Source organism: Acetivibrio sp., from assembly GCF_035371925.1.
Taxonomy (GTDB): Bacteria; Bacillota; Clostridia; order Acetivibrionales; family Acetivibrionaceae; genus Hungateiclostridium.
The window spans coordinates 1-11,217 of record NZ_DAORXT010000090.1 but is presented as its reverse complement, the minus strand read 5'-3'; the positions used below and the strand labels follow the sequence as shown (position 1 = coordinate 11,217).

At 39.8% G+C, this 11,217-nt stretch carries 11 protein-coding genes; 6 read left to right on the top strand and 5 right to left on the bottom strand.

Annotation, left to right across the window (positions count from 1 at the left end):
- Positions 1-115 precede the first annotated feature (115 nt).
- The 5 genes from iorA to PLH43_RS11075 all read left to right on the top strand — a co-directional run bounded on the left by iorA (position 116) and on the right by PLH43_RS11075 (position 5,642).
- Positions 116-1,852, top strand: a complete 1,737-nt coding sequence (gene iorA / locus PLH43_RS11095; RefSeq protein ID WP_324363079.1) for an indolepyruvate ferredoxin oxidoreductase subunit alpha — start codon at positions 116-118, stop codon at positions 1,850-1,852.
- Positions 1,853-1,854: 2 nt separating this feature from the next.
- A complete protein-coding gene (locus PLH43_RS11090) occupies positions 1,855-2,430 on the top strand; it encodes an indolepyruvate oxidoreductase subunit beta (protein WP_324363077.1) in 576 nt (191 codons plus the stop codon).
- Between the two features lie 95 nt (positions 2,431-2,525).
- Positions 2,526-3,827 (top strand): phenylacetate--CoA ligase, encoded by a 1,302-nt coding sequence (locus PLH43_RS11085; protein ID WP_324363076.1) that lies wholly within the window; start codon positions 2,526-2,528, stop codon positions 3,825-3,827.
- Between the two features lie 49 nt (positions 3,828-3,876).
- Positions 3,877-4,308: an ACT domain-containing protein gene (locus PLH43_RS11080; RefSeq protein WP_324363074.1), complete on the top strand. Its 432-nt coding sequence runs from the start codon at positions 3,877-3,879 to the stop codon at positions 4,306-4,308.
- A 35-nt stretch (positions 4,309-4,343) separates the two neighbouring features.
- Positions 4,344-5,642, top strand: coding sequence for a replication-associated recombination protein A (locus PLH43_RS11075; RefSeq protein ID WP_324363072.1), 1,299 nt, complete (start codon positions 4,344-4,346; stop codon positions 5,640-5,642).
- A 51-nt stretch (positions 5,643-5,693) separates the two neighbouring features.
- Here the strand turns inward: PLH43_RS11075 and PLH43_RS11070 are convergent, their stop codons facing one another.
- The 3 genes from PLH43_RS11070 to PLH43_RS11060 all read right to left on the bottom strand — a co-directional run bounded on the left by PLH43_RS11070 (position 5,694) and on the right by PLH43_RS11060 (position 8,326).
- Positions 5,694-5,858 carry a FeoB-associated Cys-rich membrane protein gene (locus tag PLH43_RS11070; RefSeq protein WP_324363070.1) on the bottom strand — a complete coding sequence of 55 codons (165 nt, stop codon included), beginning with the start codon at positions 5,856-5,858 and terminating at the stop codon, positions 5,694-5,696.
- Positions 5,855-8,020: a ferrous iron transport protein B gene (gene feoB / locus PLH43_RS11065; RefSeq protein WP_324363068.1), complete on the bottom strand. Its 2,166-nt coding sequence runs from the start codon at positions 8,018-8,020 to the stop codon at positions 5,855-5,857. Before feoB ends, PLH43_RS11070 begins: the two co-directional genes overlap by 4 nt.
- Before the next feature lie 78 nt (positions 8,021-8,098).
- Positions 8,099-8,326, bottom strand: coding sequence for a FeoA family protein (locus PLH43_RS11060; protein WP_324363066.1), 228 nt, complete (start codon positions 8,324-8,326; stop codon positions 8,099-8,101).
- Positions 8,327-8,623: 297 nt separating this feature from the next.
- Between PLH43_RS11060 and PLH43_RS11055 the strand changes: the two genes are divergently transcribed.
- Positions 8,624-9,007 (top strand): metal-dependent transcriptional regulator, encoded by a 384-nt coding sequence (locus PLH43_RS11055; RefSeq protein WP_324363064.1) that lies wholly within the window; start codon positions 8,624-8,626, stop codon positions 9,005-9,007.
- A gap of 73 nt (positions 9,008-9,080) precedes the next feature.
- Here PLH43_RS11055 and mtnA read toward each other — a convergent pair whose 3' ends face one another.
- Both mtnA and PLH43_RS11045 read right to left on the bottom strand, forming a co-directional pair.
- Positions 9,081-10,109: an S-methyl-5-thioribose-1-phosphate isomerase gene (gene mtnA, locus PLH43_RS11050; RefSeq protein ID WP_324363061.1), complete on the bottom strand. Its 1,029-nt coding sequence runs from the start codon at positions 10,107-10,109 to the stop codon at positions 9,081-9,083.
- Positions 10,110-10,157: 48 nt separating this feature from the next.
- Positions 10,158-10,964 (bottom strand): S-methyl-5'-thioadenosine phosphorylase, encoded by an 807-nt coding sequence (locus PLH43_RS11045; protein WP_324363059.1) that lies wholly within the window; start codon positions 10,962-10,964, stop codon positions 10,158-10,160.
- Positions 10,965-11,217: the final 253 nt, after the last annotated feature.

The following is an 11,217-nucleotide window of genomic DNA, read 5'->3' as shown; positions in this document are numbered from 1 at the left end:
AAACAATAAAAGATAATATAAAAGGGTTTAATATGCTTGTATTATGTGATAAGATAGAAATAATATTATTCTAATATATTTAAATATAATTTATAAATTAGATGGGGGATTGTTGATGAAAAAGTTGATGCTCGGAAACGAAGCGGTAGCCAGAGGAGCCTATGAGGCAGGAGTCAGAGTTGCAACGGCTTATCCTGGGACGCCAAGTACCGAAATAACGGAAAATATAGCAAAATACGACGAAGTGTATTGCGAATGGTCACCAAATGAAAAGGTTGCTCTTGAAGTTGCCATAGGTTCGGCAATTGCCGGAGGAAGAGCCATTTGTTCAATGAAGCATGTAGGGCTTAATGTGGCGGCGGATCCTTTGTTTACTGCATCTTATACGGGAGTTAATGCGGGGCTTGTCATCATGGTTGCGGATGACCCGGGAATGCATAGCTCACAAAATGAGCAAGACAGCAGAATGTACGCAAAAGCTTCAAAAGTACCTATGGTTGAGCCTTCCGATAGTAGCGAGTGCAAAGAATATGTAAAAGCGGCTTTTGAAATAAGCGAGAAGTTTGACACTCCTGTTATTTTCAGACTTTCAACAAGGATATCCCATTCTCAGAGCATTGTTGAAATCGGAGAAAGGGAAGAGGTAGCCCTTAGGGAATATAAAAAGGATCCCGACAAGTACGTCATGATGCCCGCAATGGCACGCAAAAGGCATGTTGCAGTAGAAAACAGAATGGCAGCTTTAGCCGAATTCTCCAATACGACTCCTTTAAACAGAATTGAATGGGGAAGTACAGATATTGGCGTTATAACCAGCGGAATTGCATATCAGTATGCAAGGGAAGCCTTCGGCGATGTTTCATATCTTAAGCTTGGAATGATTTATCCACTTCCGGACAAATTAATCAAAGAGTTTTCTGAGAAAGTAAAAGTATTATATGTTATAGAAGAATTGGAGCCGTTTTTTGAAGACCATATAAAGAAATTGGGCATTAAGGTTATAGGCAAGGATGTATTGCCTGTTATAGGTGAATACAGCGCCAACCTTATCAGAGAAAAGGTATTTAATAAGCTAAGCAGTGGAAAGAAGATTGAGGGAATCAGCACACCGGTAAGACCTCCTGTAATGTGCCCAGGATGTCCGCACAGGGGAATGTTTTATGTTCTCAACAAGCTAAAGCTTACCGTTAGCGGAGATATCGGATGTTACACATTGGGAGCATTGCCGCCAACCCAGTCAATGGATACCTGTGTTTGCATGGGTGCAAGCATCGGCGCTGCTCACGGTATGGAAAAATCAAGGGGCAAGGAGTTTGGCAAAAAAACTGTCGCGATACTGGGAGATTCCACATTTGTGCATTCGGGAATAACCGGGCTTGTTGACGTGGTTTATAATAAAGGAAATTCGACAGTAATAATACTTGACAACTCCATTACAGGTATGACAGGTCATCAGCATAATCCGACAACCGGCTTTACAATAAAGGGCGAGCCGACAAAACAGGTGGACCTTGTAAAGCTCTGCAATGCTGTTGGTGTTGAGAGAGTCAAAGTTGTAGATCCCTTTAACTTAAAAGAGTTTGAAAAGACCTTAAAGGAAGAAATTGAAGCTGATGAGCCTTCGGTTATAATTTCTCAAAGACCGTGTGCTCTGCTGAAAAATGTAAAATTCGAAGGTCCGCATAGGATAGTTATTGAAAAGTGTAAAAAGTGCAAGATGTGTATGAAAATAGGATGTCCTGCCATTGTTGACATGGGGGATCATATAGAAATAAATGATGCTTTATGTGTGGGCTGCGGATTATGTTCGAAAGTATGTAACTTTGATGCAATTGAAAAGGCTGGTGAATAATAATGGATAAATGTAATATAATGATAGTTGGAGTAGGCGGACAGGGTACATTGCTTGCAAGCAGGATTATCGGCAATGTTGCACTCAAGCAAAATTATGACGTTAAAGTTTCCGAAGTGCACGGAATGTCACAGAGGGAAGGAAGTGTCGTAACTTATGTAAAGATTGGCGACAAGGTTTACTCTCCCATAATTGAAAGAGGTGAGGCGGACATAATTATTGCCTTTGAAATGCTTGAGGCTTTAAGATGGGCAGATTATTTAAAAGAAGACGGCAAGCTTTTGGTCAATGAGCAAAAAATCAATCCTATGCCCGTTATTATAGGAAAAGAAAAATACCCTGAAAATATAATGGAAGTGCTTAGGGAAAACTATAAAAACGTTATTTCCTTGGATGCTCTTAAGATAGCAAAAGAGTGCAAAAATATAAAAGCAGTTAATACGGTTTTGATAGGGCTTTTGGCAAAGACAATGGATATTGATAAAGAAGTATGGATTGAGTCCTTGAGGGAAGTTGTTCCTCAAAAAGTGCTCGATGTAAACCTAAAAGCTTTTGAAGAAGGTTACAGCAGAGGTTGATAAAACCAAATAACAATGGACTGTTGATAAAACCTTCGGGCGTGATGCCCAAGGCAATTACCATAAAATTTATAAAGTGTATAGGGGGTAGTTATATGCAGTATTGGAATCCTTCATGTGAATGTATGTCAAGAGAAGAGATGGAGAAGCTTCAAACAGAAAGGTTGATTGAAACTGTAAAGAGAATATACCATAATGTTCCGGCATATAGAGAAAAAATGCAGAAGAAGGGCATTGAACCCGGAGATATTAAAACCTTGGATGACCTAAAGAAGCTTCCTTTCACTTACAAAGACGATTTGAGAGATACATATCCTTATGGAATGTTTGCTGCTCCGCTAAGTGAAATTGTAAGAATTCATGCCTCTTCCGGTACGACGGGAAAACAGACTGTAGTAGGTTACACAAGAAAAGACATTGACACTTGGTCGGAGGTCACGGCAAGAACCTTGGTTTCTGCCGGTGCGGATAAGCACTCTCTTATTCAGGTTGCCTACGGATACGGACTTTTTACCGGAGGATTGGGAATACACTACGGTGCCGAAAGGATTGGAGCATCGGTTATACCCATTTCCGGCGGAAATACAAAAAGGCAGATTCAGATAATGAAGGATTTTGGTACTACTATTTTGGCATGTACCCCTTCATATGCCTTGTATATGGCAGAAGAAATGGAAGAGCTCGGAATCAAGAAAGAAGACTTGAAGCTCAAAGCTGGTGTTTTTGGAGCTGAACAATGGTCTGAAAATATGAGAAAAGAGATAGAAGAAAGGCTCGGAATAATGGCCATAGATATTTATGGATTAAGTGAAATAATCGGACCCGGAGTTTCCACTGAATGTTGCTGCAAGTGCGGACTTCACGTACAGGAGGACCATTTTATTCCTGAAATTATTGACCCGGTGACTGAAGAAGTGCTCCCTCCAGGCTCAAAAGGTGAGCTGGTGTTCTCAACAATTACAAAGGAAGGAATTCCTCTGTTAAGATACAGAACAAGGGATATTTCCTCCCTCAATTATGAAAAATGCGAATGCGGAAGAACTACTGTCAGAATGAGCAAAGTATCGGGAAGAACTGACGATATGCTTACAATAAGAGGTGTAAACGTATTCCCGTCACAGATTGAATCCGTTCTTCTTGAGTTTGGAGATACAGCTCCCCATTATCTGTTGATAGTGGATAGAATAGATAATCTGGATGTATTGGAAATATGGGTGGAAATGAACCAGCAGCTGTTCTCCGACCAGGTTAAGAAGATAGAAGACAGTGAAAAGAAAATAAGAAAGGCTATAGAGGAGACCCTTGGAATAAGTGCAACAGTGAAGCTTGTTGAACCAAAGACTATTGAAAGAAGCGAAGGAAAAGCCAAGAGAGTTATTGACAAGCGTAAGTTCTAATCTAATTATTTATAGTAATTATTCCAAAATAAAAATGGAGGGATAAGACATGCTTGTAAAACAGATTTCCGTGTTTTTAGAGAACAAATCCGGCAGACTTGCTGAGGTTACACAAATTCTTGCAGAAAGCAATATAGATATCAGCGCTCTGTCAATAGCCGACACTACTGATTTTGGAATTTTAAGACTCATTGTAAATGATCCGGAAACTGCGGAAAAAGCTTTGAAGGATAACGGATTTACAGTTAGCTGTTGCGATGTTATTGCTGTTTCAGTTCCCGACGAGCCGGGAGGACTGGCAAAAGCGTTAAAGGCTTTGGAAGCGGAGTCCATTGGAATTGAATATATGTATGCTTTTGTTGGAAAAGCAGAAAATGAAGCCCTTGTTATATTTAGGATTGACAATCCGGAAAAAGCTGTGGAAATGCTTGAAAAAGCCGGTGTGAAGGTATTGTCTTCCGATACGGTTTACAAGCTTTAGTTTAAACTTGCCACAAGCTTTAAAAGGATGATGTTATGGATGTAAAAAAAGAGCCGCTGGCCTATAGGATGAGACCTAGGACCTTGGAAGAATTTTTCGGACAGGAAGAAATAGTCGGTGAAGGAAAGCTTTTAAACAGGATGATAAAAGCAGACAGAATTTCCTCAATTATTCTTTACGGTCCTCCCGGAACGGGTAAGACTTCTTTGGCAAGGATTATTGCCAACAGTACCAAGGCCAATTTTGAAAAGCTTAATGCAGTCACTGCTGGTGTTGCGGATATAAAGAGGATTGTGTCGGATACACAGAACCCGATATTAAATCCAAGGGGAAAGACTGTGTTGTTCATTGATGAAATTCACAGGTTTAATAAATCCCAGCAGGATGCACTTCTTCCATATGTGGAGGATGGTACAATTATTCTTGTGGGAGCGACTACTGAAAACCCTTTTTTCGAGGTTAACAAGGCTTTGATTTCAAGGTCTTCGGTATTTATGCTAAAGCCCCTCGGCAGTGACTCAATAAAGAAAATCATTCAAAATGCCTTAAAAGACAAAGAACGTGGCCTGGGCAATGTAGATATTGAAATAGAAGAGGATGCGCTAAACTATTTGGCGGATATATGCGACGGCGACGCCAGAATAGCTTTAAATGCCCTAGAGCTTGCCGTTTTGACGTCCCCTGTTGGAAATGACGGTAAATTTCATATTGACATGGAGCTGATTGAGGAATGTGTCCAAAAGAAGGCTGCAAGGTACGACAAATCCGGTGATGGGCATTATGACAATATCAGTGCCTTTATAAAGTCCATGAGGGGAAGCGATCCGGATGCGGCAGTGTTTTATCTTGCACGGGCATTGTATGCCGGGGAAGATCCGATGTTTTTGGCGCGCAGAATAATAATATGCGCATCTGAGGATGTGGGTATGGCAAATCCGGCTGCTTTGCAGTTGGCAGTTTCAGCGGCACAGGCTGTACATATGGTGGGTATGCCTGAGGCAAGAATAATTTTGTCTCAGGCTGCCGTTATGGTAGCCACCAGTCCGAAATCAAATTCATGCTATGCAGCAATCAATAGTGCTTTAGAGGATGTAAAAAACAAGCGGACAGGAGAAGTCCCGATGCACCTTAGAAATCCGGTGACACCGGGAATGAAAGAGCTAGGATACGGAAAGGGCTATAAATACGCCCATGATTACCCCGGCAATATTGTTGACCAGGATTATCTTCCTAAAGAGATGAAGGGGACTATTTACTATAATCCTAGCGCAAACGGTTATGAATTAAAAATTAAGGAGTGGCTTCAAAAAAGAAGAAGCAAAAAGCAAGAATAAATATTATAATAAATATATAAGTGAGCGTTAATTTATTCTTACAAGCCATGATTATTGTTTATGACAAATTTGCGATTGAGGGCATCCTGAACAGCCGCAGCTGCAGGATCCCTTTTTCTTGTCTTTTCTGATTTTTAAAACTGCCAAAACACCTAAAGCTAACAAGATAGCACTTATTATAATAGTTGCAAGGTTTTCGGTTATAAATTCAATCATAATTTAGCGCCTCCTAACGCTGCATTTCCGACCTCTTTGGCGGAGCAATTTTTTCCGTCTTTGTTATAAGGCCGGCGCACAAGCAGGTAAATAAATCCTATAAGAACTATAATTGCAATGGCAGTGAATACGTTAAATCCATTGCCCGTAAAGAACATACCAAACTGATATACACACAGAGAAACTGCATATGCCAAAACTGTTTGATATCCTACTGCTATTAAAGTCCACTTTGCACTTTTCATTTCTCTTCTGATAGCTCCAATAGCAGCAAAGCATGGGGCACAGAGCAGATTGAAAAGAAGCAATGAATACGCTGAAAGTGCTGTAAATGAAGCTTGCAGGCTGCCCCAGATTTCTACACCGTCTTCAGCAACTTCCTGGAGTCCGTAAAGAACTCCGAGGGTTCCAACTACATTTTCCTTTGCTACAAGACCTGTGAGTGTTGCAACAGCTGCTTCCCAAGTTCCCCAGCCAAGAGGAACGAAAACAGGGGCAACGATACTTCCCAAGTTTGCAAGGATTGAATTCGGAGCATCTACCATTCTAAGCTGCCAGTTGAAGTTGGACAGGAACCATACAAGTCCGCTGGCCAAGAATATAATTGTTCCTGCTTTTTTAATAAAGGATTTGGTTTTATCCCAAATGTGAAGAGCTACGTTTTTAGCTCTCGGTACGTGGTAAGCAGGAAGCTCCATAACAAAAGGTGCAGGGCTACTTGATAAAGCTTTGGTTTTCTTTAGAATTATTCCCGAGCAAATAATTGCGGCAATACCGATAAAGTAGACAGAAGGAGCCACCCAAATTGAACCTGGGAAAAATGCTCCCGCTATGAGCGAAATAATCGGCAGCTTCGCGGAGCAGGGAATAAACGTTGTAGTCATAATGGTCAGCTTACGGTCTTCTTCACTTTCAATGGTTCTTGAAGCCATAATACCCGGTACGCCGCATCCTGTTCCAATAATAATCGGAATGAAGGATTTTCCGGAAAGACCGAATTTTCTGAATACTCTATCCATAATAAAGGCGATACGGGACATGTATCCACAGTCCTCAAGGAGTGAAAGACACAGGAACAATACCATCATTTGAGGCAAAAAGCCAAGTACGGCACCCACACCGCCGATTATACCGTCAATTATTAGAGATGTCAGCCAATCTGCACAGTTAACCGATTCTAAAAACCCTTCCACCGCAGGGGGAATAATTTCTCCAAACAATACGTCATTTACCCAATCTGTTGCCCAAGTTCCTACAGTGGTGACCGATATAAAATAGACAAGGAATATAACTGCGGCAAAAACAGGAAATGCAAGCCAGCGATTTGTAACAATTTTGTCTATTTTATCGGATACCGTATCCCGGGAAGTATTTTTCTTTACGTAACAGTCCTTTATGGCATCAACGATATATTTATACCTTTCGTTGGTGATAATGCTTTCGCTGTCATCATCAAGCTGTTTTTCACATTCGGCAATGATGCTTTCAATTTTGGCTTTGGTGTCGTTATCCAAAGATAACTCTTCCGATACCATTTGGTCTCTCTCAAAAAGCTTGATACTGTACCAGCGCAGAAGATCCGGACTGATAATGCTTTCAATGCAGGAAGCAATCTTTGATAATGAGTCTTCAACCGATTTTGAAAACTTATGCGGTGGAAGAGTATTTGCTTTTTGCTCTGCAAGTGCAATTGCTTTTGATACTGCCTCTTCTGAGCCGACACCTTTTAAAGCGGAGGTTTCAACCACTTCACATCCGAACTTTTGAGAAAGCTTTTCAATATCAATGTTATCACCTTTCTTGCGCACAATATCAATCATATTAAGTGCGATAACCACAGGTATGCTCATTTCGGTAAGCTGTGTGGTAAGGTATAAATTTCTTTCGATATTGGTCCCGTCAACAATGTTTATTATTGCATCAGGCTTTTCGTTTATCAAATAGTTTCTTGAAACGATTTCCTCCGGTGTATAAGGGGAGAGAGAGTAGATGCCTGGCAGGTCAGTTATAATAACATCTTTTTGACCTTTAAGTCTCCCTTCCTTTTTTTCTACAGTAACGCCGGGCCAGTTGCCGACATATTGGTTGCTTCCCGTCAGATCATTAAACATAGTAGTCTTACCGGAGTTCGGATTTCCGGTAAGAGCAATTTTTATCGACATAAAATTACCTCCTTAAAAAGCCGGTTAGCTTTGACTAACCGTGTGACACAATGCTGCTTACGTGCAGAATCTATGTAGCTATAGTTTTTCTACTTCTATCATTTCTGCTGCAGATTTTCTAAGACTAAGCTCGTAGCCTCTTACGTTTATCTGAATAGGATCGCCTAATGGGGCTACTTTACGGATATAAACCTCGCAGCCTCTGGTGATACCCATATCCATAATGCGTCTTTTTAAAGCACCCTCTCCATGGAGCTTTACAACCTTAACTGTTTGACCGCATTTGATATTTCGCAAAGTAGTCATATTCCTTCTCCTTTCTTGGAGTAAATATACTCTATATTAATAAGTTAGATGTGACTAACCTGTAACCAAAAAAATATAGTTAGTCAAGACTATCTACATTCAGTTTAGCAACGCAGTCTTAATTTGTCAATAACCTTGAAGAATATTTTAATCATTTTTTTAGTAATTGGAATTTGCGAAAAGAGTTTAATTGCAATTCACAGATATGGTATATATTGCACAATTTCTATTGTTAAAAGCACGGATTTGTGGTAACATATAAAATGTAGTCTTCTCGTGTCAGGTGGTGAAATAAGATTGAAGATTCAGGAGTCTGCTGAGAATTATCTTGAGACTATTCTAATACTAAGTCATAGGATTGGGCAGGTTAGGTCTATTGATATAGTTAATGAGATGAATTTCTCAAAGCCAAGTATCAGCTATGCCATGAAGCAGCTTAGGGAAAACGGGTACATCTCAATGGACGAATCGGGATATATAACATTGACAGATAAAGGGATGGAGATTGCCGAGCGCATTTATGAGCGCCACAAAGTGCTGACAGACTATCTTATCTCATTGGGTGTGGATGAAGATATTGCAAAGGGAGATGCTTGCCGTATAGAACATGTGATTAGTCCGATGAGCTTTGAAATGATAAAAAAAGCATATAAGGAAATGCAGAAGGAAAATAAAGAATAAAGTAAAGCAAAGCAAAATAAAGCCTCAAATCTTGAATTTGATTTGAGGCTTTTAAATATCAGGGAAACTTATTTTACCTGAATTTTTTTATGTTTTCATTGTATGGCGGATAAATAATTCCCTTTTCGGTAATAATGGCTGAGATGTATTTGTTTGGCGTTACATCAAAGGCCGGATTTTTTACTTTTACACCTTCCGGAGCTATTCTTATTCCTTTGATATGAGTTATTTCATCGGGACTTCGTTCTTCTATGGGAATTTGATTTCCTGTTTCTATGGAAAAGTCAATAGTTGATGTGGGAGCGGCAACATAAAAAGGTATATTGTTTTCTTTTGCCAAAACCGCAACCGAATAAGTACCGATTTTGTTTGCAGTGTCACCGTTTAAAGCTATTCTGTCAGCTCCAACTATTACACAGTCTATTAACCCTTCTTTCATGAAATGTCCTGCCATATTGTCACATATGAGCGTTACGGGGATATTGTCCTGCATTAATTCCCAAGAGGTAAGTCTTGCTCCTTGAAGGTAAGGCCTTGTCTCATCCGCAAAAACCTGTATGTTTTTCCCGGACTCGTGAGCCGCCCGGATAACTCCCAAAGCAGTGCCGTAGTCACAAGTTGCCAAAGCACCGGCATTGCAGTGGGTAAGAATTGTCCAGTTTTCCTTTATAAGCTCATTGCCAAAACGGCCTATGCTTTTGTTGGATTCAATGTCTTCTTTTTCCATAAGGTAGGCTTCTTCTTCAATAATATTTTTAATTTCTTCAATGGACTTGTCCCGGTTTGACGAAGCTTTATTATATACTCTGTCAACAGCCCAAAAAAGGTTTACAGCTGTGGGACGCGTGCCTTTAATTATATCGCACACCTTTTTAAGACCTATAAAAAATTCTTCTTTTGAATCGGTGTCTATAGCTTTTGAAGCTATTACAACACCGTAGGCGGCAGTCACACCTATGGCAGGAGCGCCTCTTACTATCATATTTTTTATTGCATCAGCCACTTCAACATAGTTTTTTAGTTCTACAATCTTTTGCTCTCCCGGAAGCAAAGTCTGATCTATCAGTTTTAATACTCCATCACAATACTCTAACGGTTTCATAGAGCTCTCCTTTATTAAAAAATATTTAAAAACAAGACTATTTTGAAATTACAGGTCTATGCCGCTTAAATCGACATTGCAGCATGTGCACTTGTCATTTTCAAGGTCAATTCTTCTAATTACTTCAAAAAGCATATTTTTAACTTTTTCATTGTTTTCCGCAAATACTTTAAGCACGGCTTCTTCAGTAACCGGTGCAATATCATCACGGCCTTCAAGTCCCGCATCATAGTCGGTTATAAGAGATATGTTGGCATAGCAGATTCCCAGTTCTCTGGCCAGATAAACCTCGGGATACTGTGTCATATTAATTACATCCCAGCCCATTTTGTTGAACCATCTGCTCTCTGCCACAGTGGAGAATCTTGGACCCTGAATAACAACCACAGTACCTTTTTCATGAATTGTTATTCCCAGGTCTTTTCCAACTTCAATGGCAGTTTTTCTAAGCTCAGGGCAGTAAGGGTGCGCAGAGCTTATATGCTTGGTTACAGGTCCGTCGTAAAAGGTGTCTTTACGTCCTGTTGTCCTGTCGACAAACTGATCGCACACGACAAAATCCCCTGGCTTGATTTCAGGACGAAGGCTGCCTGAAGATGTGGGAGCCAGTATTTTCTTTACCCCAAGCTTTTTCATAGCATAGAGATTTGCTCTGTAAGGTATCATATGGGGTGGGAATTGGTGATTTTTGCCGTGACGGGGCAAAAAAGCAATTTTCTTTCCTTCGTAGGTTGCAATTGCTATTTTGTCACTGGGCTTTCCATAAGGAGTTTCCATTTCTATTTCTTCAACATTTTCTAAAAAAGAATAAAAACCTGAACCGCCAAAAACACCAATATCAGCTTTATAATTCATTGTGAACCTCCCTTATTAAAAGTTTATTAATATACTTATTATATTTATAAAACTATAAAGTTTCAATTATAGTTTCAATTATATTGTCAGATTGCATAAGCTTGCACTTCCATCATAAACCTTCAATAAAAGTAGAGCTTTCAAGCCAATCTAAATAATATATTATCAATAAATTTTAAAAATTATTGTTTTTGTATATCTTAAAAAAAGACTGTATATCGAATTACTTTTAAGGAGGTAAAAGGAGTGGACG